This window comes from Pseudomonas sp. P9_35 (assembly GCF_034008205.1).
GTDB lineage: Bacteria > Pseudomonadota > Gammaproteobacteria > Pseudomonadales > Pseudomonadaceae > Aquipseudomonas > Aquipseudomonas kilonensis.
The window spans coordinates 2,554,133-2,581,120 of the sequence record NZ_CP125373.1; the positions used below are offsets into that span (position 1 = coordinate 2,554,133).

26 protein-coding genes are annotated in these 26,988 nt (G+C 62.9%); 21 read left to right on the top strand and 5 right to left on the bottom strand.

Annotation, left to right across the window (positions count from 1 at the left end; all coding sequences use genetic code 11):
- The first annotated feature begins 110 nt into the window (after positions 1-110).
- From QMK47_RS11395 to QMK47_RS11405, 3 genes are all read left to right on the top strand, one after another.
- On the top strand, positions 111-995 hold the full coding sequence (locus QMK47_RS11395) for a LysR family transcriptional regulator (protein WP_053123328.1): 885 nt from the start codon (positions 111-113) through the stop codon (positions 993-995).
- 272 nt (positions 996-1,267) lie between these two features.
- Positions 1,268-1,639 carry a c-type cytochrome gene (locus QMK47_RS11400; protein WP_320390207.1) on the top strand — a complete coding sequence of 124 codons (372 nt, stop codon included), beginning with the start codon at positions 1,268-1,270 and terminating at the stop codon, positions 1,637-1,639.
- 115 nt (positions 1,640-1,754) lie between these two features.
- Positions 1,755-3,053: a D-arabinono-1,4-lactone oxidase gene (locus tag QMK47_RS11405; protein ID WP_320390518.1), complete on the top strand. Its 1,299-nt coding sequence runs from the start codon at positions 1,755-1,757 to the stop codon at positions 3,051-3,053.
- A gap of 226 nt (positions 3,054-3,279) precedes the next feature.
- Here the strand turns inward: QMK47_RS11405 and QMK47_RS11410 are convergent, their stop codons facing one another.
- The gene (locus tag QMK47_RS11410) at positions 3,280-4,224 is read right to left on the bottom strand and encodes a transporter (protein WP_253473339.1); all 945 of its coding nucleotides are present in this window, start codon (positions 4,222-4,224) and stop codon (positions 3,280-3,282) included.
- A 206-nt stretch (positions 4,225-4,430) separates the two neighbouring features.
- On the opposite strand from QMK47_RS11410, the gene QMK47_RS11415 reads away from it, so the two are divergent.
- From QMK47_RS11415 to QMK47_RS11490, 16 genes are all read left to right on the top strand, one after another.
- Positions 4,431-5,474, top strand: a complete 1,044-nt coding sequence (locus QMK47_RS11415; RefSeq protein WP_320390208.1) for an AraC family transcriptional regulator — start codon at positions 4,431-4,433, stop codon at positions 5,472-5,474.
- An 84-nt stretch (positions 5,475-5,558) separates the two neighbouring features.
- Positions 5,559-6,317 (top strand): GntR family transcriptional regulator, encoded by a 759-nt coding sequence (locus tag QMK47_RS11420; RefSeq protein ID WP_258690807.1) that lies wholly within the window; start codon positions 5,559-5,561, stop codon positions 6,315-6,317.
- Entirely contained in the window at positions 6,310-8,040 is a 1,731-nt protein-coding gene (locus QMK47_RS11425; protein ID WP_320390209.1) for a fumarate reductase/succinate dehydrogenase flavoprotein subunit, read from the top strand. The genes QMK47_RS11420 and QMK47_RS11425 overlap by 8 nt, the downstream gene beginning before the upstream one ends.
- A 24-nt stretch (positions 8,041-8,064) precedes the next feature.
- Complete coding sequence (locus tag QMK47_RS11430) at positions 8,065-8,310, top strand: ferredoxin family protein (protein ID WP_003180418.1); 246 nt, start codon at positions 8,065-8,067, stop codon at positions 8,308-8,310.
- Positions 8,311-8,530: 220 nt separating this feature from the next.
- The gene (locus QMK47_RS11435; RefSeq protein WP_258690809.1) at positions 8,531-9,937 is read left to right on the top strand and encodes an ABC transporter substrate-binding protein; all 1,407 of its coding nucleotides are present in this window, start codon (positions 8,531-8,533) and stop codon (positions 9,935-9,937) included.
- A 129-nt stretch (positions 9,938-10,066) separates the two neighbouring features.
- Positions 10,067-10,849: an ABC transporter permease gene (locus QMK47_RS11440; protein WP_253473354.1), complete on the top strand. Its 783-nt coding sequence runs from the start codon at positions 10,067-10,069 to the stop codon at positions 10,847-10,849.
- Positions 10,849-11,697, top strand: coding sequence for an ABC transporter ATP-binding protein (locus QMK47_RS11445; RefSeq protein WP_253473357.1), 849 nt, complete (start codon positions 10,849-10,851; stop codon positions 11,695-11,697). Before QMK47_RS11440 ends, QMK47_RS11445 begins: the two co-directional genes overlap by 1 nt.
- Positions 11,694-12,656 (top strand): HEAT repeat domain-containing protein, encoded by a 963-nt coding sequence (locus QMK47_RS11450; protein ID WP_258690810.1) that lies wholly within the window; start codon positions 11,694-11,696, stop codon positions 12,654-12,656. The genes QMK47_RS11445 and QMK47_RS11450 overlap by 4 nt, the downstream gene beginning before the upstream one ends.
- Positions 12,653-12,925, top strand: a complete 273-nt coding sequence (locus tag QMK47_RS11455; protein ID WP_253473363.1) for a DUF971 domain-containing protein — start codon at positions 12,653-12,655, stop codon at positions 12,923-12,925. The genes QMK47_RS11450 and QMK47_RS11455 overlap by 4 nt, the downstream gene beginning before the upstream one ends.
- A gap of 242 nt (positions 12,926-13,167) precedes the next feature.
- Positions 13,168-13,308 (top strand): hypothetical protein, encoded by a 141-nt coding sequence (locus tag QMK47_RS11460; RefSeq protein WP_320390576.1) that lies wholly within the window; start codon positions 13,168-13,170, stop codon positions 13,306-13,308.
- A 323-nt stretch (positions 13,309-13,631) separates the two neighbouring features.
- Positions 13,632-14,249, top strand: a complete 618-nt coding sequence (gene lexA, locus QMK47_RS11465; RefSeq protein ID WP_018606049.1) for a transcriptional repressor LexA — start codon at positions 13,632-13,634, stop codon at positions 14,247-14,249.
- Complete coding sequence (gene imuA, locus QMK47_RS11470) at positions 14,249-14,881, top strand: translesion DNA synthesis-associated protein ImuA (protein WP_258690811.1); 633 nt, start codon at positions 14,249-14,251, stop codon at positions 14,879-14,881. Before lexA ends, imuA begins: the two co-directional genes overlap by 1 nt.
- A gap of 7 nt (positions 14,882-14,888) precedes the next feature.
- Complete coding sequence (locus QMK47_RS11475; RefSeq protein WP_320390210.1) at positions 14,889-16,310, top strand: DNA polymerase Y family protein; 1,422 nt, start codon at positions 14,889-14,891, stop codon at positions 16,308-16,310.
- Positions 16,286-19,384 (top strand): error-prone DNA polymerase, encoded by a 3,099-nt coding sequence (locus QMK47_RS11480; protein ID WP_413817773.1) that lies wholly within the window; start codon positions 16,286-16,288, stop codon positions 19,382-19,384. Before QMK47_RS11475 ends, QMK47_RS11480 begins: the two co-directional genes overlap by 25 nt.
- A gap of 319 nt (positions 19,385-19,703) precedes the next feature.
- Positions 19,704-21,815, top strand: coding sequence for an ATP-binding protein (locus QMK47_RS11485; protein WP_320390212.1), 2,112 nt, complete (start codon positions 19,704-19,706; stop codon positions 21,813-21,815).
- Positions 21,816-21,896: 81 nt separating this feature from the next.
- Entirely contained in the window at positions 21,897-22,109 is a 213-nt protein-coding gene (locus QMK47_RS11490) for a hypothetical protein (protein ID WP_390178984.1), read from the top strand.
- A 193-nt stretch (positions 22,110-22,302) separates the two neighbouring features.
- On the opposite strand, the gene QMK47_RS11495 is transcribed toward QMK47_RS11490, so the two are convergent.
- The gene (locus QMK47_RS11495) at positions 22,303-22,824 is read right to left on the bottom strand and encodes a DUF4142 domain-containing protein (RefSeq protein ID WP_214509081.1); all 522 of its coding nucleotides are present in this window, start codon (positions 22,822-22,824) and stop codon (positions 22,303-22,305) included.
- A 217-nt stretch (positions 22,825-23,041) separates the two neighbouring features.
- On the opposite strand from QMK47_RS11495, the gene QMK47_RS11500 reads away from it, so the two are divergent.
- Positions 23,042-23,278 carry a YdcH family protein gene (locus QMK47_RS11500; protein ID WP_018604789.1) on the top strand — a complete coding sequence of 79 codons (237 nt, stop codon included), beginning with the start codon at positions 23,042-23,044 and terminating at the stop codon, positions 23,276-23,278.
- Positions 23,279-23,526: 248 nt separating this feature from the next.
- Here the strand turns inward: QMK47_RS11500 and QMK47_RS11505 are convergent, their stop codons facing one another.
- The 3 genes from QMK47_RS11505 to QMK47_RS11515 all read right to left on the bottom strand — a co-directional run bounded on the left by QMK47_RS11505 (position 23,527) and on the right by QMK47_RS11515 (position 25,671).
- Complete coding sequence (locus QMK47_RS11505; protein ID WP_018604787.1) at positions 23,527-24,390, bottom strand: LysR family transcriptional regulator; 864 nt, start codon at positions 24,388-24,390, stop codon at positions 23,527-23,529.
- Between the two features lie 204 nt (positions 24,391-24,594).
- Positions 24,595-24,909: an SCP2 sterol-binding domain-containing protein gene (locus tag QMK47_RS11510; RefSeq protein ID WP_258690815.1), complete on the bottom strand. Its 315-nt coding sequence runs from the start codon at positions 24,907-24,909 to the stop codon at positions 24,595-24,597.
- 51 nt (positions 24,910-24,960) lie between these two features.
- Positions 24,961-25,671 carry a histidine phosphatase family protein gene (locus QMK47_RS11515; protein WP_320390213.1) on the bottom strand — a complete coding sequence of 237 codons (711 nt, stop codon included), beginning with the start codon at positions 25,669-25,671 and terminating at the stop codon, positions 24,961-24,963.
- A gap of 226 nt (positions 25,672-25,897) precedes the next feature.
- On the opposite strand from QMK47_RS11515, the gene sohB reads away from it, so the two are divergent.
- Positions 25,898-26,929, top strand: a complete 1,032-nt coding sequence (gene sohB, locus QMK47_RS11520) for a protease SohB (RefSeq protein ID WP_320390214.1) — start codon at positions 25,898-25,900, stop codon at positions 26,927-26,929.
- Positions 26,930-26,988 lie beyond the last annotated feature (59 nt).

Below are 26,988 nucleotides of genomic sequence, written 5' to 3' on the forward strand. Positions count from 1 at the left end.
TTGTGGGATCCATCCTAGTTGTTAGTTTTCGTCAAAAGAATGTTAGTTTTTGCGCAGCGGCTGTGCGTTTATAAACAGTCATGCCTTCAGGCGCGTTCAAGGATCGCCTCATGTTCGACTGGAATGACCTGCGTTATTTCCTGGAGCTGCAACGCAGCGGGCGTCTGCTGACGGCTGCACGGCGCCTGAACACTACCCACGCCACGGTGGCCCGGCACATCGAGGCCATCGAGAAAAGCCTGGGCACCGCGCTGTTTGTCCAGCATGCCCAGGGCTATGAACTGACCCCGGCCGGCGAGACGCTGCTCAAGCACGCCGAAGCCATGGAGAACGTGGCGTTGCTGGCCCAGGAGGACATCACCCAGTCCAGTGCGCCCCTGGGCAAGATCCGCCTGGGGGTGACCGAAGGGCTGGGCATCATGTTCCTCGCCAGTCGCATGGACGGGTTGTTCCAGCGCTATCCGGGGCTGGAGGTGGAACTGGTGGCGGTGCCGCGCTTTGTCAGTATCCTCAACCGTGAGGCGGAAATCAGCATCCACCTCGAGCGCCCGGCGGCCGACCTGCTGGTCACCCGCAAGCTCACCGACTACAGCCTGGCGCTGTACGCCAGCCAGGCCTACCTGGACCGTTCGCCAGCACTGCGCAGCCGCGAGGACCTGGCCCGCCACGCCTGGATCGGGTATGTCGATGACCTGCTGTTCAGCCAGGAACTGATGTTCCTCAACAGCTTTTGCCGCAACCCTCGGGTGGTGTTCCACAGCACCAGCGTCATCGCCCAGCAGCAGGCCGCGCGCTCCGGCCTGGGGATTGCCGTGCTGCCTTGCTACATGGCCAGCGGCGACCCGACGCTGGTGCCGTTGCTGCCGGACGAAACCATCCGCCGCAGCTACTGGATCAGCACCCGCCGCGAACTGCACAAATCCGTACGCCTGCGGGTGCTGTGGGATTACGTGGTGCAGCTGTGCGAGCGCGAGCAGGGGCTGCTGTTGCCCTGACCCCAAATCCGGTGACATCCCTGTGGCGAGGGCGCTTGCTCCCGCTGGGCTGCGCAGCAGCCCCAAAACCTCAGTTCGCAAAGTCCCTGACCCACCGCAATGAATGATCAGGGCTGCTTCGCACCCCAGCGGGAGCAAGCTCCCTCGCCACAGAGGGCGCAGCGAATGGGCTGGCCGCCCAAGCCCCCTTTTATGGCCCCCAATGACCTCAAGCCGAAGCAGTGGCGTGCCTTAGTGTTGACCCACAACAAAAGCGCCGCCGAGAGGGCCCCATGCCGGCAACGACACCTTCAACCTGGCTCAACCCAGCCTTCATCCTCCTGATCGGCACCTTGCTCGCCGGCTGCGGCGAAGAGGCCAAGCCGCCCGCGCCCACGGTGTTCACGGCCATGCCCAGCGATGCGGCGCTGGCCCAGGTCTACGACAGTAGCTGCAAGCTCTGCCACGCCAACCCTGGTGCCGGGGCGCCGTTGACCGGCGATACGAACGCCTGGGCGCCACGGGTGGCCCAGGGCGCCGACACCCTGCTGGACCACGCGATCAACGGCTACAACGGCATGCCGCCGATGGGCCTGTGCATGCACTGTTCCGAAGAACAGTTCCTGGCCCTGATCGCCTTCATGTCCGGTCATCACTTCCAATAATAAATACGGGTACTACGGCATGACGATGGACTCCTCACGGCGCCGGTTGCTGCAGCAGGCCGGCGTTATCGCAGCCTTTACGGCCCTGGGTAGCCAGGGTGCCCTGGCCGAGCTGATGCGCGCGCCGCGGCTGATCCCCTGGCGCAACTGGTCCGGCGCGCAGAGTTGCCTGCCGGCGGCGCGCCTGGCCCCCAAGGACCTCGATGAACTGGTGAGCGTGGTGAGGCGCGCCGAAGGGCGGATTCGTCCGGTGGGTTCCGGACATTCCTTCAGTGCCCTGGTGCCCACTGACGGCACCTTGTTGTCGCTGAGTTTTTTCAGCGACCTGTTGGCTCATGATGCAGCCAGCCTGCAAGCCGAGTTCGGCGGTGGCACGCCCATGTCCCGCATGGGCCCGGCGCTCAAGGCCATCGGCCAGGCACTGCCGAACATGGCCGACGTGGATTACCAGACCCTGGCCGGTGCCATCGCCACCTCGACCCACGGCACTGGCAAGGCCTTCGGCTCCTACGCATCCCAAGTGGTCGGCCTGCAACTGGTGACGGCCAGCGGCGCGGTCCTCGATTGCGATGCCCAGCGTCATCCAGAAGTGTTCAATGCCGGCCGGGTGTCCCTTGGCGCGCTGGGGCTGGTGACTCGCGTGCGCCTGCAGAACCGCGCCGCCTATCGCTTGCGCGAGCACCAATGGGTGGCGAAAACCGAGGAGTTGCTCGAAGACGTGGACACCCACACCCGGGACAACCAGCACTGGGAAATGCAGGTCGTCACCCATTCCGACTATGCGTTGTCGATCGCCCTGAACGAAACCGCGGATCCGGCCACGCCGCCGATCAGCCCCGAGGAGGAGGGCGGCAACGAATTCGTCAGCCTGATCGAAAACCTCGACAAGTATGGCAGCGACTTTCCAGCGACCCGGCGAGTCCTGCTCAACAGCCTGCGGCTGGTGGCCGATTTCGACGACCGGGTCGGTGACTCCCATGACATCTATGCCAACGCTCGCACCGTGCGCTTCAACGAGATGGAGTACTCGGTGCCGGCTGAATACGGCCCGGCGTGCCTGCGAGAGATTCTGGCGCTGATCCGCGACAAGGACCTGCGCACCTGGTTTCCCATCGAATACCGCTACGTGAAGGCCGACGACATTGCCCTGAGCATGTTCGAAGGCCGGGACAGCTGCTCGATCTCGGTGCACCAGCATTACCAGATGGACCATCATAATTTCTTTGCCGTCATCGAGCCGATCTTCTGGAAATACCAGGGCCGTCCGCATTGGGGGAAATTGCATTCCCTGAACGCCAAGGCGCTCCAGGCGCTGTACCCGCGCTGGACGGAATTCACCGAGGTGCGCCAGGCGCTGGACCCCAGCGGCAAGTTCCTCAATGGGCATCTTTCATCGATTCTGGGTTTGAGCTGAAGGAAGACCCTGTGGGAGCGAGCTTGCTCGCGATGGCGGTGTAGGAGCTGGCGAAGCCTGCGATCTTTTGATCTTGATCTTTCGCTCTCGACTCAATTGTCAGTGGAAAGATCGCAGCCTCGTTGCACTCGATAGCTCCTACACGGCTCCTACCCAGCGCCTACACAGCTAGCCCTACACCGCCGAGCGGGAGCAAGCTCCCTCGCCACAGGTGCTGTGAAACACTCTAGAACGCAAACGGAATACAGACCTTGGCCCAGAGCATTTCGCCCTCGGTGCGGTTCTCCACTGCAAACTCCTTGGCCCAGCGGATTTCGGCGCTGGCGTACTTGAGGAAGGTCAGGTGTAGCGCCGGGCCGATGGCGAAGACCTGGCCGCGTACGCCGTCGTCGACGTCCTGCCCGGCGAATTGCACGGTGCGGCCGTATTGTTTGTCGTCGGTGGTCTGTTTGAGGTAGTAGCCGTTGAGCCCCAGCCTCACGTTGTCGGTCAGGCGGTAGCTGGCGGAATAATCGAAGTGGAAAATCTGCCCCGAACGGTAGTCGGTGTCCTTGTTCTTGCGGTTGAAGCTGTAGGTGGTTTTCATCGACACCTCGGTGTCTTCCGAGGGCAACCAGGTGAAGGAAAACAGCGGCTTGTAGGTGTAGAAATTGTTGCTGGTATTGGCCAGTCGATCGGTGCTGTATTCGCCGGTCGGCACGGTGATTTCCAGCGCCGCGGCCAGGGTCAGGTTCTTGCCCATGTCCCAGAGCACGATGGGCGAAATGGTGGTGTCGCCCATGCCCTCGCGGGTGTCGTGCAAGCCGAACACCGAGACTTCCTGCTTGATCCAGGGCTGGGCGATGTAGATCCCCGCGCGCCCGCCGGCCACCCGCAACGGGCTCAAGTAATCGATACGCGGGACCACTGCCGTGGATTCGATTTCTACGTCCGGCAGTTCACCGCCCAACGAACTGATATTGAATTTCCGGGCCTTGTAGTGGTTGTAGTAGAGGTTGAACGCGACCATGTTGTCCGGAAGGCTGTCGACTTCCAGCGGCAACACGAAAAAACCGTCGGTGCCGGGGCCGATGTTGTCGACCCCCGATTCGGTCGCCAAGGCGGGCAAGGCACTGGCGCAGGCCAGGCCGAGGGTCAATTGCAAGGCGAATGTCGTGCGGATCGGGTTCATGTGGAGGCTCATTATTATTGTTGGAGATGCACCGAAAGTCCGAGCCATACAAATAAGCCGTTCGCCGCCAACAGGGCAGGGTATTGGCGGCCATACAGGGGACTTGGGCGGCCAGATTTTTGTGCCCCTCGATCCGCCGGGGCATGCTAACTTTGTGAAACAACCGGTTACAAAAACGCCACCTAACGTGCTCCGGAACCCGCCCCATGCAGATGAAAGTCATCGACCCGACCTATGAATTGGCGTTGGTATCGCCATTCCTGCTACAGACCCTGGCCGAGGTGGTGGCGGACAAGGGCTTCGATGCCGCCAGCCTGTGTCGCGGCCTGGGGTTCGGCCTCGATGATCTGCAAGACCCCGCCCAGCGCATTTCCTACCGCCAGGCCGTGGTCATGATTCAGCGGGCGCTCAAGCTGTTGCCCGACCAGGGACTGGGGTTGTGGGTGGGGGACCGCAACGTGCTTGGCACCCTTGGCCTGCTGGGCCACGTCCTATCGCTGTGCGAAACCCTGCGCGATGCCTTTGCCCTGGGGGTTCGTTACCAGCACACCACCGGCGGCATCGCGGTGACCAGCGTCGAAGAAGCCACTGACCGGATCATGGTCGAGGCGACCTGCCGGCTGCCTTTCGCCGAGATCCAGGTGTTTGCCGTGGAAGAGTTCTTCGCCAGCCTGATGGTCTATGGCCGGGCGCTGGCGGGGCCCGATTTCAAGCCCCTGGCCGTGGAGTTCATGCACGCCGCGCCGTCCTATGCCCAGGAATATCGGCGGATTTTGGGACCGGATGTGCACTTCGGTTGCCGACACAATCGCATGCTGATCGACGTGCGCTGGCTGGATATGCGTTTGCCCAATCACCACCCGTTGGCCCTGCGCCAGGCATTGGCCTTGCTGGAGCAGGAGGCCACCGAGGTGCACCAGAAAATCGATCTGATCCAGACCGTGGAACGGGCGATTGCCCGGGATCTGACTCGGGGCAGCCACATCGAGAAAATCGCCAGCGATCTCAATATGAGCAGCCGCACCCTGCGTCGGCGCCTGACCGAACACAGCCTGACCTTCGAAGCCTTGCTCGAACAAGTGCGCCGCGGCCGGACCCTGAACCTGTTGGCCAACCCTGAACTGTCCATCGAGCGCATCACCGAAGAAGTCGGCTACAGCGATGTGCGCAGTTTTCGCCGGGCGTTCCGACGCTGGACAGGCATGAGCCCGAGCGCGTTTCGCAATGAGAGCGCCGACGCCCGGCTCTAAGGATATGTCCAAACAGTATTTCTCAAGCCGTGTGGGCTTTCCCTAAGATCACGTCATAACTCGTTATGACAAGTGATAAGGGCCATGTCCGACAACGTTCTTCCCCTCAACAGCGTACCGCTGCATACGCAACTGCGAGACGTGCTGCGTGCGCGCATTCTCGACGGTGAATACCCCCAGGGCGGCCAGATGCCCTCGGAAAGCGAGCTCGGTGCGCTGTTTCGCGTCAGCCGCATCACCGTGCGCCAGGCCCTGGGCGATCTGCAAAAGGAAGGCCTGATTTTCAAGATCCACGGCAAAGGCACGTTCGTGGCCAAGCCCAAGACCTTCCAGAACGTCAGCACCCTCCAGGGCCTGGCCGAATCCATGACCGGGCGCGGCTTCGAGGTGATCAACCGCTTGCTCAGTTTCAAGTTCATCGCCGCCGACCGGCTGGTGGCCGAGCGGCTGAAGTTGACTGAAGGGGAAATGGTGGCGCAGATCAAGCGGGTGCGCTTGATCAACCGCGAGCCGGTCTCCCTGGAGATCACCTACCTGCCCAGGGCCCTTGGTGAACGACTGGAAAAGGCCGACCTGGTCACCCGGGACATTTTCCTGATCCTGGAAAACGACTGCGCCTTGACCTTGGGCCATGCCGACCTGGCCATCGATGCGGTGCTGGCCGACAACGACCTGACCCAGGCGCTGGAGGTCGAGCCGGGCTCGCCCATCATGCGCATCGAACGCCTGACCCATGACGCCAGCGGCCAGCCACTGGACTTCGAACACCTCTACTACCGTGGCGATGCCTTCCAGTACCGCTTGCGGATCGACCGGCAAAAAGGAACGCAGCGCCATGACTAGAAACACCCTGGAACAGGAATACGACATCGTCGTCATCGGTGGTGGCACGGCCGGCCCCATGGCGGCGATCAAGGCCAAGGAGCGCAACCGTGATTTGCGCGTGCTGCTGGTGGACAAGGCCAACGTCAAGCGCAGCGGTGCCATCAGCATGGGCATGGACGGCTTGAACAACGCGATCATCCCCGGCCATTCCACGCCCGAGCAATACACCAAGGAAATCACCATCGCCAACGACGGCGTCGTCAACCAGGCGGCGGTGTACGCCTACGCGACCCACAGCTTCGAAACGATCGAGCAACTGGACCGTTGGGGCGTGAAGTTCGAGAAGGACGAAACCGGTGACTATGCGGTGAAAAAGGTCCACCACATGGGGGCCTACGTGCTGCCGATGCCGGAAGGGCATGACATCAAGAAAGTCCTCTACCGGCAGTTGAAACGGGCGCGGGTGAGCATCACCAATCGCTTGGTCTGCACTCGCTTGCTGACCGACGAAGCGGGCGCGGTGAACGGTGTGATGGGTTTCGATTGCCGCACCGCCGATTTTCATGTGATCAAGGCCAAGGCGGTCATCCTCTGCTGCGGCGCGGCGGGGCGCCTGGGGTTGCCGGCCTCCGGCTACTTGATGGGCACCTATGAAAATCCGACCAATGCCGGCGATGGTTATGCCATGGCCTATCACGCCGGCGCCGAACTGGCGAACCTGGAATGCTTCCAGATCAACCCGCTGATCAAGGATTACAACGGCCCGGCGTGCGCCTATGTCACCGGTCCCCTGGGCGGCTACACCGCCAACAACAAGGGCGAACGCTTCATCGAGTGCGACTACTGGAGTGGGCAAATGATGTGGGAGTTCCACCAGGAGCTCGAAGGTGGCAATGGTCCGGTGTTCCTCAAGCTCGATCACCTGGCCGAGGAGACCATCCAGAACGTCGAGGAGATCCTGCACAGCAACGAGCGGCCCAGTCGCGGTCAGTTCCATGCCAACCGCGGCACCGACTACCGCACGCAGATGGTGGAAATGCACATCTCCGAAATCGGTTTTTGCAGCGGTCATTCGGCGTCGGGCGTGTGGGTCAACGAGCGGGCCGAGACTTCGGTCAAGGGCTTGTACTCGGCCGGCGACATGGCGGCGGTGCCGCACAACTACATGCTCGGTGCGTTCACCTACGGTTGGTTTGCCGGCAACAACGCAGCGGATTTCGTGGCGCAGAAGGAGTTCTCGGCGCTGGATGCCGGGCAGATCGAACGGGAGAGGGCACGTGTCTACGCGCCCCTGGACCGCGAGCACGGCCTGCCGCCAGCCCAGGTGGAATACAAGCTGCGACGTTTCGTCAACGATTACCTGCAACCGCCGAAGGTCACCAAGAAAATGCAGATCGGCCTGCAACGCTTCAGCGATATCCAGCGCGACCTGGACCAGATCAAGGCCCACAACCCTCACGAATTGATGCGCGCCATGGAGGTCAGCGTGATCCGCGATTGCGCCGAAATGGCCGCCCGCGCCTCGCTGTTTCGCGCCGAAAGTCGTTGGGGGCTGTACCACTATCGAGTCGATCACCCACAACGCAACGACAGCGACTGGTTCTGTCATTGCCACTTGAAGAAGGGCGACGACGGCGCGATGACCTCATTCAAGAAAGCCGTCGAGCCCTACATCATCGCCCTCGATGCCGACGAACTGCAGGCCTATGACCGGCTGCGGGTCGGTGCCGACGCGGCGTGAACCGTCCACCCAGAGAGACCGCCCATGGCCTATCAACCCCAGGAAATCTTCTTCCGCTCCAATGCCCCCGTCACCGTGGACGAGGACAAGTGCATCGCCCACAAAGGCTGCACCGTCTGCGTCGATGTCTGCCCCATGGACTTGCTGGCGATCAACCCGGCGACCCAGAAGGCCTACATGGCGTTCGACGAATGCTGGTACTGCATGCCCTGTGAAAAGGACTGCCCGACCGGGGCGGTGAAAGTCGAGATTCCGTACCTGCTGCGTTGACTGACAGGACGCTATCGCGAGCACGCTCGCTCCCACAGTGGATTTGTGGTGAGCGCCGAAAAAAATGTGGGAGCGAACTTGCTCGCGAAGAGGCCCGCCCAAACACCACAAAAGCCATCCGGCCACCCCGGACGCCAAATTCAGAACACCCCTCGTTTCCCACCGCGCCCTGATCGCGGCGGAGACGAACATCCAATAAATGATTCGAGGGGACACACCCATGTTATTGCGTGCAGCACTCGCCGGTCTGGTACTGGCTTCGTTGACCTTGCCTGCCCAGGCAGAAACCATCCGTATCGCCATCGGCACCCAGGACACCACCATCAACTGCGCCGCCGGCGGGTTGTTGATTCGTGAACTGGGCCTGCTGGATAAATACCTGCCCCACGACGGCGCCTACAAGAGCGCCCAATACGATATCCAGTGGAAGAACTTCACCAGCGGCGCGCCGCTGACCAACGAGATGGTCGCCGGCAAGCTCGACTTCGGCGCCATGGCCGATTTCCCCGGGGCGTTCAACGGCGTGGCGTTCGAAACCGCCGGCAAGCACAGCCTGTTCATCAGCGTGTTGTCGGGCAGCACCCAGGGCAGTGGCAACGGCATCGTGGTGCCCAGCGCGTCGGGCGTGCAGTCGTTGGCCGAGCTCAAGGGCAAGACCATTTCGGTGCCGTTCGCTTCCACCGCCCATGGCATGTTGCTGCGCGCTGTCGCGGCCCAGGGATGGGACCCGCTCAAGGACGTCAACATCATTGCCCAGCCGCCGGAGGTGGCCGGCTCCGCGTTGCAAGCTGGCAAGATCGACGCCCACGCTGACTTCGTGCCTTTCGCCGAACTGTTCCCCAGCCGGGGTTTCGCCCGCAAGATCTACGACGGTGCCCAGGCGGGCGCGCCAACCTTCCACGGCGCGTTGGTAGATCAAGCCTACGCCAGACAGTACCCGGAAATTGTCGTGGCCTACCTGCGCGCGAGCATCGAGGCCAATCAACTGCTGGCCGCCGAGCCGGAGAAGTACAGCGAGTTGATCGCCAAGGTCACTGGCGTGGATGCCGAGGTCAATTACCTGTTCCACGGGCCGCTGGGCGTGCAGACCCGCGACTTGACCTGGAAACCGGAATACCGCCAAGCCGTCGGCACCGCCATCGACACCCTCAAGCTGCTGAAAAAGGCCGATCGCGGCCTGGACCTCAACACCTTCATCGATGACCAGTACATCCGCGCCGCATTCAAGGCATCGAACCTCGATTACACCGCGCAACTGGGTAACTACGCCCAGACCCCGCTGGGCAGTACCGATGCGGCGACCGGCCAGGCGATAACCGATTTCAGCCACGTGGCCGAGATCTGGGTGCGTGGCGAGTCGAAAGTGCGCCATTACGCCTCGGCGCAATCGGCCTTCGCCGCGCTGGCGAGCCTCAAGCAGGAAGGCAAGGGCATCCGCGCCGTCTATGCCCAGGCCAGCGACAGCGGGATCAAGCTGCTGGCCGAACAGGCGTGGTTTGCCAGTGATGCCAAGGGCCAGCTCAGCGCATTTCTGCTCAAGGACCAGGCCCAGCAATTTGCTAGCGCCCAGGGCGGCAAAGTCTTGGACTTCAGCGAAGCCACCACCCAGGCGGTCGCAGCCCGCTGACCTGACTCATGACCCTGTGGGAGCGAGCTTGCTCGCGATAGCGGTGTGTCAGTCATCTCAATTGCAGCTGATCTGACGCCATCGCGAGCAAGCTCGCTCCCACAGGGATTCCACTCCGGAGGAAGATTTGTGCATCCATCACCCAAACGCTGGTTCCTGCGAGCCGCTTCCCTGTTGCTCTGCCTGCTGTTCTGGCAACTCGCCGCCAACGGCCACTGGAACCTCGGCCTGGTGACCTTCGCCAACGTCCCGACCCCTCTGGCGGTGATCGAGGCGGCGCTGGGCCTGGGCGAGTCCGGCAATCTCGCCCGGCACCTGGGCAGTAGCCTGGGTCGGGTCTTTGCCGGTTATGGCGCGGCGCTGTTGATCGGCGTGGCGCTGGGCTTGGCCATCGGTCGTTCGAAATGGGCTGAAGACTTATTGCTGCCACCGCTGGAAGTGCTGCGGCCGATCCCGGCGGTGGCCTGGATTCCCCTGGCGATCCTGATGTTCCCTTCGTCGGAACTGTCGATGGTATTCATCACCTTCACCGGCGCGCTGTTCCCGATCCTGCTCAACACCGTGCACGGCGTCGAAGGGGTGGACCGGCGGCTGATCGCGTCGGCGAAGAGCCTGGGGGCCGGGCGCCGGGCGATCCTGCTGGAAGTGATTCTGCCGGGCGCCGCGCCGAGCATCATCACCGGCCTGGCCATCGGCATGGGCACGTCCTGGTTCTGTCTGGTGACGGCGGAAATGATCGCCGGCCAGTACGGCATCGGCTACTACACCTGGGCTTCCTACACCGTGCAGAACTACGCCGATATCGTGGTCGGCATGTTGCTGATCGGTGTGTTGGGCATGGGCAGCAGCCTGTTGATCAAGCGCCTGGGCGGGTTGTTCACGCCTTGGCATCGACCACGAGGAAAAGCCTGATGAGTGTGATGCAAACACCCGAAGGACGGATCGACATCCGTCAGTTGTCCATTGTCCTTGGCCAGGGGAACCAAGCCTTCGAAGCGGTCCAGGGCCTCGATTGCCAGATCGAGGCGGGCCAGTTCGTCTGTGTCCTGGGGCCGTCCGGTTGCGGCAAATCCACCTTGCTCGGGGCCCTGGCCGGGCATCTGCAACCGCGCACCGGCACTTTGAATGTCGACGGCGTGAGCGTTTGCGGCCCGTCGCCCCAACGCGGCATGGTGTTCCAGCAACACACGTTGTTTCCCTGGCGCAGCGTGCGCGACAACGTCGCCTTCGGCCTGAAGATGCGTGGCCTGGGCAAGGCCGAACGGCACCGGGCCGCCGATGAAATCCTCGCATTGGTGGGCCTGGAAGGCTTCGCCGGGCACTGGCCGGACCAGCTCTCCGGGGGTATGCAGCAACGGGTGGAGATCGCCCGGGTGCTGGTCAACCGTCCACGGCTGCTGTTGATGGACGAACCCTTCGGCGCGCTGGATGCCCTGACCCGGTTGAACATGCAGGAGCTGCTGCTGGACATCTGGACGCGCATCCGCACCACCGTGGTGTTCGTGACCCACGACATCGACGAGGCGTTGTTCCTGGCCGATCGTTTGCTGGTGATGAGCCCGCGTCCCGGCCGGATCATCGAGGACCTGCGTTTGGATTTTCCACGGCCACGCACGACCGAACTGGTGACCCGCCCTGAATTCTCCCGCTTGAAGCGCCACTGCCTCGACCTGCTGCGCCATGAAGACGGCCGGCAATTGCCGCGCCTCAATCCTCTCGGGCTTCCCCCTGAAACCTCCTTGCCGCGATTTGCCCTATGACCTCTCTATTCGAAGACACCGACAACGACGACATCCTCGCCCTGCAACCGCGCCTGACCGACGAGGACCCTGGCGTGCGCCGCATTGCCTTGATTGAACTGGCCGACCTTGAGGAACCTGAGGGGCTGCTGTGGCTGGTGGATCGTCTGGCCGAGGACTCCAGTGCCGATGTTCGGGCCGAAGCCGCGCGATTGCTTGAAGCCTGGGAGGACGCGTCGGTGGTTGCGGCCCTGTGCGAGGCCCTGACCGACCCGTCCGCGACCGTACAGGCCGCTGCCGCCCAGAGCCTGAGCCTGCTCAAGAGCGAGGCAGCGGGGCGGGTGATCCTGCCCTGGACGGCCCATGCCGATGCTAGCGTGCGTGTCGCGGCGTTCAGGGCTTTGCGCGAACTGCGCCTGGCCGACGCTGCGCCGGCTGCAATCGCCGCATTGGCCGACAGCGATGCCAGCGTGCGTCGCGAGGCAGTTGGCGTGCTGGGCTGGCTCAAACACCTCGACGCTTTGCCAGCCCTGGCCCGGCTGGCCAGCGATGATCCAGATACTGAAGTGCGCCGCGCGGCCACCGGCGCCCTTGGCCTGGCTTCGGACGCGCAAGTCTTGCCGGCGCTGCGCCAGGCCCTCCGGGATCCGGCCTGGGCGGTGCGCGAAGAAGCCGCCACTACCCTGGGCAAGGTCGGTCACGCCGCTGCCGGCCCGGCCCTGGTCGAGGCGCTGGCCGATGATTATTGGCAAGTGCGGTTGCGGGCGACCCGCAGCCTCGGGCGTTTGCGGTATGCCCCGGCGTTGGCGGCCTTGATCGAGACCTTGGGCCACCGCATCAGCAATCTGCGCAAGGAGGCGGCCCTGGCCCTGGGGGAGTTGAACGATCGCGGTGCGATCCCGGCGTTGCAGGCGGCCCGGGATGATGGCGACCCGGAGGTGCGCAAGGCCGTGCGTATTGCCTTGGGGCAGTTGCAATGAGCCCGTTGGCGATTGGCAATTGCCGGGACAAGGGACAATTGAGGCTCGACTGGCCCGATGGTCGTGAGCAACGGCTGGACCACGCTGAGCTGCGTCGCCGATGCCCATGCTCCCAGTGTCGGGCGTTTCGTCTGCGAGGGTTGGCGGTTCAGGTTGATCCGCGGGTTCGGGTGGTCGGGGTCAATGCCCAGGGGTATGGGGTGCAATTGGTGTTCAGTGATGGGCATGAGCGGGGGATTTTTCCTTGGGCTTATCTGGCGGGGTTGTAGTCTCTCTGTAGATTCCTTGTGGGAGCGAGCTTGCTCGCGAAGGCGGCGTTATGGCTGACCGGGATTTTGTTGATCGGGTACATATCCATTACTGCGGTAACGGCCACTTAGGGTTCCGCCCTGACGGCGGCTCACTTTTGAGAAGCCCGGGAGCCGGCCCAGTCAAAAGTAAGCAAAACGCTTCTGCCCCACCACTTGGCACCTCGCCTAGGCTCGGTGTGCCCTCACTCCGGCATTGCTCCGTGGGCCGCCGCGAAGGGCCATCCATGGCCCAGCGCGGCTATCCCGGCATCCATGCCGGGATGCCCACTCCACAATGCCTGCGTTCGGCCAGCGTGGTTAACGGGGCGCCCGAGATCAACGTCCACCCCGAGGCGGCCTGATAGCCGACCTGGTTCTCCTGGTCGTACACCCGTCAGATCTGTGGGAGCAAAGCTTGCTCGCGAGGCGGCCTTACAGCCAACCTATCTCTCCGGCCATACCCCGATCCAACTGTGGGAGCGAGCTTGCTCGCGATAGCGGTGGGTCAGCTTGCATGGATATCGAGTGTGCTGATGCTTTCGCGAGCAAGCTCGCTCCCACAGGAAAATGCTGTTCACTTGGAAAAGTGTTGATACCTGTGGCCAGAGAATGCTCCCGCTGCGCAGCGGCCCCGAGCTGTGAACTGACTGGCGGCGCTTGTCAGAAAAATCCTTAAAGAGTACAAATGTACTCCATGACGACTCTCACTCCCCGCCGTACCGCCATCCTGACTTTCATCCGCGAACGCATCGCCGATCAGGGCCAGCCTCCCAGCCTCGCTGAAATCAGCGAGGCGTTCGGTTTTGCCTCTCGCAGTGTGGCGCGCAAGCATGTGCTGGCGCTGACCGAAGCCGGTTTCATTGAGGTCAATCCGCACCAGGCCCGGGGCATTCGCTTGCTGAACCAGCCACCACGACCCGAGCTGCTGGACGTGCCGGTGTTGGGGCGAGTGGCTGCCGGGTTGCCGATCGGCGCCGATGCCGAGGTCCACAGTCGCCTGATGCTGGACCCGGCGATTTTTACCAAGGCGCCGGATTACCTGCTGCGGGTCCAGGGTGATTCGATGATCGAGGACGGCATTCTCGACGGTGACCTGGTGGGCGTGCAGCGCACACCCCAGGCCTCCAACGGCCAGATTGTCGTGGCGCGCCTGGATGGCGAGGTCACCATCAAGCGCTTCGAGCGCATTGGCGAGCGGGTGCGTTTGTTGCCGCGCAACCCGGCCTACCAGCCGATCATCGTCGAGGCCGACCAGGACCTGGCGATAGAAGGGGTGTTCTGTGGCTTGGTGAGGCAAGGCTGATGGGCGCTGTCGTTGCGCTGGACACGCTGTTCAACGGCGGCCAGGTCTGGAAGGGCCGGCCTGCGCCGCCAGCCGCCAGCCCGCAACCCACCGGTCATGCGGCATTGGACGCGGCGTTGCCCAGTGGTGGCTGGCCGGAGTCGGCGTTGACGGAACTGCTCATCGCCGCGCCGGGCGTGGGTGAGTTGCAACTGGTGTGGCCGACCCTGGCGCGGCTGGCGGCGGCGGGGGAGCGGATCGTGCTGGTGGCGCCACCGTTTGTGCCCTATCCCCAGGCCTGGCAGAACGCCGGCGTCGACCTGCGCCAGTTGTCGGTGATCCGCGCCGATGAGCGCGATGCCCTGTGGGCCACCGAACAATGCTTGCGTTCGGGCAGTTGTGGCGCGGTCCTGTGCTGGCCCCGCCAGGCGGATGACCGGGCCTTGCGCCGCTTGCAAGTGGCAGCGGAAACCGGCCAGACCCTGGCGTTCGCCTGGCGCTCGATCCAGGAGGCCATCAACCCGTCGCCGGCGGCGCTGCGCATCGCCATCGATACCCGGCCGGCGCAATTGCGCGTGCTCAAGTGCCGCGGCGGGTTGGCTCGTTCGGCGCCGATTGCCTTTGCCATGCTCGCCCCACAAACCGGGCATTGAGGTTGCGATGCGCTGGGTCTGTATTCTCTTCCCGCAATTGGCGCTGGACGCCGCACTGCGTCAGCGCCCCGATCCCGACCAGCCCCTGGCATTGCTGACTGGTCCGGCCCAGCGTCGGGTGCTGCAAGCGGTGAATGCGCCGGCACGAGCCCTGGGTTTGCGGCCTGGCCAGACCATGACCGCCGCCCAGGCCTTGAGCAAAGGCTTTGCCACCGCCGAATACGACGCGGCGCAAATCGAACACTGGCAACAGTTCCTGGCGGCCTGGGCCTACCGTTTCAGCTCCCAGGTCAGCGTGCATTACCCGCGCACGTTGCTGTTCGAGATCGAGTCGAGCCTGGGCCTGTTTGGCCCCTGGCCGGTGTTCGAGGCGCGCTTGCGGGCCGAGCTGACCGAGCTGGGCTTTCGTCATCGCATCGTCGCCGCTCCCAATCCGGTGGCGGCGCGGGTGTTGGCCAATGCCTATGATGCCCTGGTGGTGCCCGACGCCGAGACCTTGCAACAGTGCCTGGGAGACATGCCCGTGGAGCGGATCGGTCTGGAACCCGACGTCGCCACGGCGCTGTCGCGCATGGGCCTGCGCCGCCTGAGCCAGGTCCAGGCCTTGCCCCGGCAGACCCTGGCTCGGCGCTTCGAGGCCCAGGTGCTCAAGCACCTCGACGCGCTGACGGGCAGTCGCACCCTGGCGCTGTCGTTCTACCTGCCGCCAGACCGTTTCGATGTGCGCATCGAACTCAACTACGACGTTCAGTCCCATCAGGCGCTGCTGTTTCCGTTGCGCCGGCTGACCGGTGACTTGTCGGCCTTCCTGTGCGGACGCGACAGTGGCGTGCAGCGCTTCGACCTGCACCTGGAGCACGCCGGTTTGCCGGACACGCTGATCAAGGTCGGCTTGCTCAGCGCCGAACGGGATCCTGCGATGCTCTTCGAACTGGCCCGCGGTCGCTTGGAACAGGTGCAGGTCGCGGCCCCGGTGCGGGGTTTTCGCTTGTGTGCCGAGGACCTGCCGAGTTTCGTGCCCCAGCGCCTGGAGCTGTTCGACGAGCGCCCGCAACAGTCCCTGCCCTGGGAGCAACTGCGCGAACGGCTGCGGGCGCGGCTGGGAGATGACGCGGTGCAGGGCCTGGGGTTTCGCGATGACCATCGACCTGAATGCGCCTGGCAAATGACGCCGCAACCGCGGCCCCAGGCCTGTCCGGTACGCGCTGGCGTGCAACGTCCCGGCTGGCTGCTGAATGAGGCCCAGGTGCTGCAGGACAGCCAGGCGCGAATCCTCATGGGCCCGGAACGCATCGAGACCGGCTGGTGGGACGGCGCCGACGTACGCCGTGACTACTACCTGATCGAAACCCGCAGCGGACAACGTGGCTGGGCCTATCAACCGGTGGGCGAGGGCGGGCCGTTGTGGCTGCAGGGCTGGTTCGCATGAGCGTTGAGTATGCCGAGCTGCATTGCCTGTCGAACTTCAGCTTCCAGCGCGGCGCCTCCAGTGCCCTGGAGCTGTGTCGTCGGGCCAGGCAAGAGGGCTACCAGGCCCTGGCGATCACCGACGAATGCACCTTGGCCGGAATCGTCCGGGCCTGGCAGGCGGCCAAGGAACTGGAGCTGCAACTGATCGTCGGCAGCGAAATCCAGATCGAGAACGGCCCGAAACTGGTGTTGCTGGTGGAAGACCTGGAAGGCTATCAAGCCTTGTGCCGGCTGATCACCCGCGCCCGGCGTCGCAGCGAGAAGGGCCACTATCGCATCGTGCGAGAGGACTTCGACCAGCCCTTGCCGGGGCTGCTGGCGTTGTGGATAGCCGAGGGCAACGACGCTGAGGAACACGGGCGTTGGCTCCAGCCGATCTTTGCCGGGCGCCTGTGGCTGACGGTCCAGTTGCATTGCGCACAGGACGACCGCCGCCGGTTGGCAGACTCGTTGGCGCTGGCCGAGCGCTTGAATCTTCCCGCCGTGGCCAGTGGCGATGTGCACATGCACGTGCGCGGCCGTCGTGCCTTGCAGGACACCATGACCGCCATCCGCCACCACGTCACGGTGGCCGAGGCTGGCCAGCGCCTGCACCCCAACGGCGAGCGCCACTTGCGCAGCCGCAAGGCTCTGGCCGATCTCTACCCGCGGGCCTTGCTCGACGAAACCCTGAACATCGCCCGGCGTTGCACCTTCGATCTTGGCCAACTGCGTTACCAATACCCCCGCGAGCTGGTGCCCGAGGGGCATGATCCGGCGTCCTGGCTGCGGGAACTGACCGAGCGTGGCATGCGCGAGCGGTGGAAGGATGGCGTGACAGACAAAGTGCGGGCACAGATCGACAAGGAGCTGAGCCTGATCGCCGAGTTGGGTTATGACAGCTATTTCCTCACCGTACAGGACATCGTCAGCTTCGCCCGCAGCCGCCATATCCTTTGCCAGGGGCGTGGTTCGGCGGCCAACTCGGCGGTGTGCTACGCCTTGGGCATCACCGAAATCGATCCCAGCCTTACCAGCCTGTTGTTTGAACGCTTCCTGTCCCGGGAGCGCAATGAGCCGCCGGACATTGACGTCGACTTTGAACATGAGCGTCGCGAGGAAGTGCTGCAGTACGTGTTCCAGCGCTACGGTCGTCATCGTGCGGCATTGACGGCGGTGGTCAGCAGTTACCACGGCGCCGGGGCGGTGCGCGATGTGGCCAAGGCCCTGGGCCTGCCGCCGGACCAGATCAACGCCCTGGCCGATTGCTGTGGCCGCTGGAGCGACGAGGCGCCGCCAGTGGAGCGCTTGCGTGAAGGTGGCTTCGACCCGGACAGCCCGGTGTTGCGCCGGGTCCTGAGCCTGACCCAGCAATTGATCGGTTTTCCCCGGCATCTGTCCCAGCACCCGGGTGGCTTCGTGATTTCCGAGCAGCCCCTGGACACCCTGGTGCCGGTGGAAAACGCCGCCATGGCCGAACGCACCATCATCCAGTGGGACAAGGACGACCTGGACGCGGTCGGGTTGCTCAAGGTGGACATCCTGGCCCTGGGCATGCTCAGTGCGATTCGGCGCTGTTTCGACCTGATCGAGCGCTATCGGGGCCAGCGCTACGCCCTGGCGTCGCTGCCCAAGGATGATCGGGCGACCTACGAAATGATCAGCCGCGCCGACACCATCGGTGTGTTCCAGATCGAGTCCCGGGCGCAGATGTCGATGTTGCCTCGGCTGAGACCCAAGACCTTCTACGATTTGGTCATCGAAGTGGCGATCGTGCGGCCCGGGCCGATCCAGGGAGGGATGGTGCATCCGTACCTGCGCCGCAGAAACAAAGAAGAGGCGGTGACTTATCCCTCTGAAGCGTTGAAGGAAGTGCTCAACCGCACCCTGGGTGTTCCCCTGTTCCAGGAACAGGTCATGCAGATCGCCATCGTCGCGGCCGATTACACCCCGGGTGAAGCAGACCAATTGCGTCGCTCCATGGCGGCCTGGAAACGTCACGGTGGGTTGGAGCCCCATCGGGAACGCCTGGCGCAGGGGATGAAGAAAAACGGCTACACCGCTGAGTTTGCCGCGCAAATCTTCGAACAGATCAAAGGCTTCGGCAATTACGGTTTCCCGGAATCCCACGCCGCCAGTTTCGCTTTGCTGACCTACGCCAGCAGTTGGCTCAAATGCCACGAACCGGCGGCGTTCGCCTGTGCCCTGATCAACAGCTGGCCCATGGGGTTCTACAGCCCGGACCAGATCCTCCAGGATGCCCGCCGGCATCAACTGTCGATCCGCCCGGTGGACGTACGCGCCAGCGATTGGGATTGCAGCCTCGAGCCCATGGACGGTCGACAACCGGCGATCCGCATGGGGCTGTGCATGGTCAAGGGCTTTCGCGAAGAGGATGCCCGCCGTATCGAAGCGGCCCGCCGGCATCGGCCCTTCAGCGATGTGGCCGACTTGGGCGAGCGCGCGCAGCTCGATGCCCGGGCCCAGGCGCAATTGGCCGATGCGGGGGCCTTGCAGGGCTTGGCCGGTGATCGCCATCGTGCCCGCTGGGAAGTGGCTGGGGTGCAGAAGCAACTGGGCTTGTTCGCCGGTTTGCCCTGCCAGGAGGAACCGTCCGTGGCCCTGCCAAAACCTACGCTGGGGGAAAACCTGTTTGCCGATTACACCACGCTCGGCACGACACTGGGCCCTCATCCTCTGGCCCTGCTGCGTCCCGAACTGCGCGCCCGGCGCTGTCGCAGCTCACGGGAACTGCAAGAGGTGGAACATGGCCGCAATGTCAGCGTCGCCGGGCTGGTCACCGGTCGCCAGCGCCCGGGTACGGCCAGCGGTGTGACCTTCGTTACCCTGGAAGATGAATTCGGCAACCTCAACGTGGTGGTCTGGCGCGACTTGGCCGAGCGCCAGCGCAAGACCTTGGTGGGCTCGCAATTGCTCAAGGTCGACGGGCGCTGGGAAAGCGTCGGCGAGGTCCGCCACCTGATCGCCGGGCGCCTGAGCGACCTGACCGAGTTGTTGGCGGGCATCCAGGTGCATAGCCGTGATTTCCGCTAGACAACACTACCCTGTGGCGAGGGAGCTTGCTCCCGCTCGGCGGTATGTAGGAGCTGACGAGTGAAACGAGGCTGCGATCTTTCCCCAGCCACTTGAATCTCAAGCGAAAGATCAAGATCAAAAGATCGCAGGCTTCGCCAGCTCCTACAGAGCCCAGCGGGAGCAATCTCTGGCCACAGGAAGCATGTCCCTAGTCCAGACAGGTCGTCGTTCATGACCTCCCCATGAAACCAAACGCCAACCCAGCGCTCGAAGCTCTGATCGCAAGGGATTTGTGTATGCCGACTCCCAGCAGGCATTTTGAGGTTCAGAATCGACCATGCAGTTTCTATCCCAAAATCACGGGTGCCCTGGATGGGGCGGTGAAATGGCCGGGCGTATCCGGGCGTTCGATTGGAGCCGGACCGAGTTGGGCGCCATCGAGCACTGGTCCGCCAGCCTGCGCAGCGCCGTCCAGTTGTTGCTGGCTTCGCCCCTGCCGATGGTGATGTTGTGGGGCCGCCAGGGCTTCATGATCTACAACGATGCCTATGCCGAGTTTGCCGGTGGCCGCCATCCTTACCTGCTGGGGTGCGCAGTGGAGTTGGGTTGGCCGGAGGTCGCCGAATTCAATCGGCATGTGCTGGACGTCTGCCTGGCCGGCGGCACCTTGTCCTACCGCAGCAAAGAGTTGGTCCTGTTGCGCGATGGCAAGCCTGAAGATGTGTGGATGGACCTCTATTACAGCCCGGTGCCCGATGACGACCAGTCCCCGGCGGGCGTGCTGGCGATTGTGGTGGAAACCACCGAGCTCGTGTTGACCGAGCGTGCCCGGCAAGAGGCCGAACGCAGTTACCGAGCCGTCAATGAACGCATCCAGTTGGCCCTCTCGGCCGGACCATTGCTGGGATCGTTCGTCTGGGACATCCAGGCCGACACACTGTCGGGCGATGAGCGTTTCGCCCGTACCTTCAACTACCCGCCAGACTGTTCGTTGGACGCACTGCCCATCGAAATTGCCCGCCAGCGCATCCACGCCGATGACCTCGACGAGGTCAACCAGCGGGTCGAACTGACCGTGCGTACGGGCATCCCCTACAGCGCTGAATATCGGGTGCGCCGCATAGGCGGTGATTACCTGTGGGTGCTGGCCAGCGGTCGCTGCGAATTCGATGCCACGGGCAAGCCCCTGCGTTTTCCAGGTGTGCTGATTGACATCAATGAACGCAAGACAGCCGAAGCGTCGCTGCTCAAATTCACCCGCGACCTGGAACAGCGGGTCGCCGACGAGGTGCAGGCGCGGCTGGCGGCAGAAGAGCAGTTGCGTCAATCGCAAAAGCTCGAGGCCATTGGCGGTCTCACGGGTGGCGTGGCCCATGACTTCAACAACCTGCTGCAAGTGATTGCCGGCAATCTGCACTTGCTGGCCCGCCACGAGCGGGGCAACGTCAACGTGCAACGACGGGTGAGTGCCTCCATCGAAGCCGTGGAGCGAGGGGCCAAGTTGTCATCGCAACTGCTGGCTTTTGCCCGGCGCCAGCCATTGTCACCGGCGGTCTACAACCCACGACGCATCTACGATGGCATGGGTGAACTGCTGCAACGGGCCTTGGGCGAAACCATCCAGATTGAAGTGAGCCTGCCCCTGGAACCCTGGTGCATCCACGTTGATCGCAATCAACTGGAAAACGCCCTGTTGAACCTGGCGATCAATGCTCGCGATGCCATGGGCGGCGAGGGCATCATCCGCCTGATCGGGGAGAACATCGGGCTCGATGAAGCGTTCTGTGCCGGCAAGGGGATCTCGGCCGGCGACTATGTCCGGCTGTCGGTGATCGACTGCGGTGCCGGCATGCCGCCCGAGATCCTGAAGCAGGTGTTCGAACCATTTTTCACCACCAAGACCGATGGCCAGGGCACCGGGCTTGGATTGAGCATGGTGTTCGGGTTCGTCAAGCAGAGTGGCGGCCATATCGAGATCTCCAGCGACCTGGGCGAGGGCACGCGAGTACGGATGTATTTCCCTCGAAGCCTTGCGCCCGAAGCGGGCGAAACCGAGCAACACGACGTGCTTCAGTCTGGCCGGCAAGAGACGATCCTGGTGGTGGAGGACAACGACGAGGTGCGCAGCGCGTCGGTGGAACTGCTGGAACAGTCCGGCTATCGGACCCTCACGGCCGCCAACGGCGATGAGGCGATGAGGCTGCTACTGGAAGGCATCTCGGTCGACCTGATCTTCACCGACGTCGTCATGCCCGGCCTGATCAAGAGTTCCGACCTCGCCGCCTGGGCCAAGGTGCAGAGCCCGCCGGTCCCGGTGCTGTTCACCTCGGGGCACACCCGGGACATCATCTCCCGCAACCATCAGCTGAGCCCCGATACCCATTTGTTGAGCAAACCCTACGGCCCGGACGCGCTGACCCGGATGGTGAGGAGTGTGCTGGGCGGCTGATCGCGGCGCTGCAAACAAATGGAACCGACGCCGTCGCATCACCTTCGAATGTTCAAGACCGGTCATCCATCCGGCCCTGCCATGAACGAGGTGCCTATGAACGACGATCCCGCAAACACCCAACCACTACGCCCTGCCGGGACGGACCAGGCCCAGAGCGCCGCCACGGAGGTCGATCAGAAGAATCGTCATAGGGACAATGACAACACCTTCAGCCCCGGCTTCAAGCCTGAACCGGATCGGCCGAAATCTGGCGAGGATACTGACGCTGATATCGACACTGATGGTGGCTAGCCCATGACGGATGTGCGACACCGATTCATTGTGGGAGCGAGCTTGCTCGCGATGACTGTGGCAAATTCGATATCCCTGTGACTGGACCACCGCTATCGCGAGCAAGCTCGCTCCCACAGGGGGGCGCTTCGAAAAAACGGCGCTTCCCTGCCAAGGGAGGCGCCGTTTTTCCTTGAGTGAGCAGTGCCTCGCTCTACTTGCTTGGATGCGCAGCCTGAAGTTTCTTGGCGGCTTCCAGGTGATGTTGCAGATCTGGCAGCATCTTCTGGGCGAACGCCTTGAGTTCGGTATTGCCAGCCTTCTTGTCGTCGGTAACGGTTTCGGCTTCTTTCTTGAACAGGGCAATGGTTTCTTCGTGGGCCTTGACCTGGTTGTTGGCGTAGGCCGCATCAAAAGACTCATCGCGCACGTCGAGAATTTTCGCCTTGGCTTTTTTCATCAACGTGGTGTCGTCGGGTACCTCGATGTCATGTTTTTGCGCCAGGGCTTTCAGCTCTTCGTTGGCCTTGGTGTGGTCAGTGATCATCTTGTTGGCGAATTCCTTGATGTCCGCCGATTGGCTTTTTTCCAAGGCCAGTTTGCTGGTCTCGATCTCTGCAATCCCACCGGCCGCCGCGTTGTCGACAAAGTCGTTGGAAGTCGCGGCCCATGCCATGTCCATGCTGGTACTCAGGGCAACTGCCAGGCCGAGTTGACGCAGGGTAAATCTGTCCATAGGTAAGTCTCCATACAAGTTGAACGAGCGACTCTTGTCGTCTCTGCTCAATGGAGGGCGACGCACCGGCAAAGGTTTGATCGCCAAGCGATCCGGTACGACGAACGGTCACCGCTGGTCGGATTGGCGGTCGACAGAACCCTGTCGAGGAGGCCATCCTGATAATCGACGGGCGCCGCAAGGGCGTCTGCCACCGACCCATCGAAGGAGGTGTTCCATGCCGGTGTCCCACGATTTGTGCCAGGATCTCAAATGCACAAAAGACCACATCCAGCAAAAACGCAGCGAGAATCCAAGGCTCGACTCGTTACTTCAAAAATACTCCCAACTTGATGCCGAGGTGGTCGAAGCCGAGAAACCGTCCTCCGGCGCGTTGTCCGACGATGCTTTGGAGACGCTCAAGAAGAAGCGATTACTGGTCAAGGACGAGATCGTGGCCCACATGCAGAGATAATGCGAGGGGCTTTTGTGGCCAGAGATTGCTCCCGCTGGGCCGTAGGAGCTGTGTAGGAGCTGTGTAGGAGCTGTGTAGGAGCTGTCGAGTGCAACGAGGCTGCGATCTTTTCCCTGCCACTTGAATCTCAAGCGAAAGATCAAAAGATCAAAAGATCAAAAGATCGCAGGCTTCGCCAGCTCCTACAAAGTACAAAGCGGGAACAAGCTCTGGTCACGACGGCCCCTCATGCCTTGCCTCCCAACCTGTCAGGTCAATGGATCCCAGCGCTGCGACCAGTCGCTGCCGGTCTTGACGATCTCTCGCAACACCTCGAATGCCTGCTGCAACGCCGCTGAGTCCCGATCGCGGGAGTAGACCAGGTAGGTGGGGTAGTTGAATTCCGGTGCCTTGGGCACCCGTTCCAGGATGCCGCTGTCCAGGTAGCTCTGCACGACCCGGGTGCGGAAGTAGCCGCTGCCGCCGTTTTCCAGGATGTACTGCAGGGCCAGGGGGCCGAGGTTGAAGGTCACGGCGGCCTTGGCCTTGTCCGGTAGCGCGGTGTCGTGTTGGCGCCGGAAGTCAGCACTCCAGTCGATGTACACGTAGGGCTCGGGACGGGCGGCCAGGCGTACCAGGATGAGTTTCTCTTCCAGCAGCTGTTCTACCTGCAGGCGTGGCCAATATTCGGGCTGATACACCACCGCCGCGTCCAGCAGACCCAGCTCCAGCTGTTGTAGCAGTTTCTCGCCGTCGCGGATGTCCATGCGCAGGGCATGGCCGGGAATCTTCTGGCGCAGTCCGCCGGCCCAGGCAAGCATCAAGGGATTGCACAGGCTGACCTCGCCCCCCAGGTGCAAGACGTTGCGATAGCCCTCGGGCAGTGGCAGGTCCCGACGGGCTGCTTCCCAGGTCTGCACGAGCTGGTTGGCGTAGACCACAAATGCCTCGCCGTCGCTGGTCAATCGCGCGCCGGCACGGTTGCGTACGAACAGCGCGCAGCCAAGCTGGCTTTCGAGCTTCTGGACCCGGGCGGTGATCGCCGTCTGGGTCACGTGCAGCTTTTCGGCCGCAGCAGCGAGGCTGCCGTGGCGGACGATTTCCAGGAAGGTGCGAGCGAGGTCGATGTCCATGTTCAGGCCGATACGGGGAAGCGGGCATTGTAAGAGCTGCCGCGCCTCCCCGATACCTGCGAACCGCAGATGCCTTGTGGGAGCGAGCCTGCTCGCGATAGCGGCGGGGCAGCCAGCGAAGATACTTGAGGCAAAAACACGAATCCCGCCACGGGGGCGGGATTCGTTTGCAATCAAAGGCCCGCGAAGAACGCGAGCGCAGTCTCAGCCTGGGAACAGCTCGGACAGTTTCATGGCCAGCATCATGTCGCCTTCGGCGCGCAGCTTGCCGCCCATGAACGCTTGCATGCCGTCGGTTTCACCGCTGACGATGCCTTGCAGGGTTTCGCCGTCCATCACCAGGGTCACCTGGGCGTCCGGGTTTTCACCTTCCAGCAGTTCGCAGGTGCCTTCCTTGACGACCAGCGAGAAATTCTTGGTATCGTCGATGCGGAAACCGAATACCAGGTCCAGGCCGTCAGCGGCGGTTGGGTTGAACTTGGCTTTCATGGCTTGTACGGCGTCGGCTACGGAGGTCATGGTTTCGATCCTTATTTGGGTGGTACAGCAAGGGTCTACAGTAATCCGGACTCAGCGAAAGGTGATGAGGTCCGGGGCCTTCAGCAGTTGCAGGTGGGCATGGCTGTTGAAGGAAGCCAGGGCCACCTCGCGGCCCCTGAATTTCAGGTGGTTGAGCGAGGTGTTGACGATTTGCCAGTTCAGTTCGAAGGCCTGTCGGGCCGGTATCTGGGTGATCAGGTGGAGCAGGGCGGTGATGGTGCCGCCGGAGGTGAACACGGCGATTTTATGGGTGTTGTCGGCTTGCTCCAGGATGCGGTGCAGGCCCGCCTGGACCCGCTCGACAAAACCCAGCCAGCTTTCCAGGCCCGGCGGGTCATACTGGCCGCTGAGCCAGCGTTCGACGATCAGTGCGAAGATGCGCTGGAATTCGGCGCGGTTCTGCGCAGCGTTGCGCAGGATATGCAGCGCCTCGGGCTCCTGGGCAAGCATGTCCGGCAGCAGGGCGCGAATGACCGCGTCGGCATCGAACTCGTTGAACGCGGCGTCGATTTCCAGCCCGGGAACCGGCAACCCGGCGGCGGACATCTGGCCCAGCGCGCCGATGGCGGTATCCTGTTGGCGACGCAGGTCACCCGAGAGGCAGCGATCGAATACGACACCGAGCTGCGCCAGGTGGCCGCCGAGCACTTGCGCCTGGCGCACGCCATTGGGTGAAAGGACATCGTAGTCGTCCGCACCAAAGGAGGCCTGGCCATGTCGAATCAGATAGATACTGCCCACGTCCGCGTCATCCCGGTACGTTGAAGGTTTGGCGAGGTTATGGGGATGGCGGTGAGCTGTCAATGAAAAAACATACGCTTGTTTGAAATGCCCGTTGCAGCCTTGTCCTGCCTCGCTCGCGTTAAGGTAACCACTGGTTTCATGACTGGTCGCGACGCAGGCGCATGGGTATGCTGGGGCCGTTACGCGCCTGCGTTCAGTGGCGCATTGCATTTAAGGAGTTGCTGTGGAGTTTTTCATCGAGTACGCCGGTTTCCTGGCCAAGACCGTGACGCTGGTGATCGCCATCCTGGTGGTGTTGGTCAGTTTTGCTGCGTTGCGCAGTAAGGGGCGGCGCAAGTCGACCGGTCAGTTGCAGGTGAGCAAACTCAACGATTTCTACAAGGGGCTGCGTGAGCGCCTGGAACAGACGCTGCTGGACAAGGATCAGCTCAAGGCGCTGCGCAAGGCCGAAGGCAAGGCTGAAAAGGCCGGGAAGAAAAACAAGGACAAGCCGGCGGCCAAGCCCCGGGTGTTCGTGCTGGATTTCGACGGTGACATCAAGGCCTCGGCCACCGAGAGCCTGCGTCATGAAATCACTGCGCTGCTGACCCTGGCGACGCCGAAGGATGAAGTGGTGCTGCGCCTGGAAAGTGGCGGCGGCATGGTCCACAGCTACGGCCTGGCCTCGTCGCAACTGGCGCGAATCCGTCAGGCCGGCGTGCCGTTGACGGTCTGCATCGACAAGGTCGCGGCCAGTGGTGGCTACATGATGGCGTGCATCGGTGAGAAGATCATCAGCGCTCCCTTCGCGATCCTGGGTTCCATCGGCGTCGTCGCGCAATTGCCCAACGTCAACCGGCTGCTGAAGAAACACGACATCGATTTCGAAGTGTTGACGGCCGGGGAATACAAACGCACGTTGACGGTTTTCGGCGAAAATACCGAGAAGGGCCGGGAAAAATTCCAGGAAGACCTGGACATTACCCATGAGCTGTTCAAGAACTTCGTGTCCAACTACCGTCCGCAACTGGCCATCGAGGAAGTGGCGACCGGTGAGGTCTGGTTGGGTGTCGCGGCGCAGGGCAAGGGCTTGGTGGACGAGCTGAAAACCAGCGATGAATACCTGGCCGAACGCGCCAAGGGTGCCGAGCTGTACCACCTGCACTACGCCGAACGCAAAAGCCTGCAGGAACGCATCGGCATGGCGGCCAGCGGTTCGGTGGATCGCGTGCTGCTCAGTTGGTGGAGCCGCCTGACCCAGCAGCGGTTCTGGTAACTCGGGGGCGGCTCCTCGGTACTGCGTCTAACCGCCAATCCCCCTGTGGGAGCGAGCTT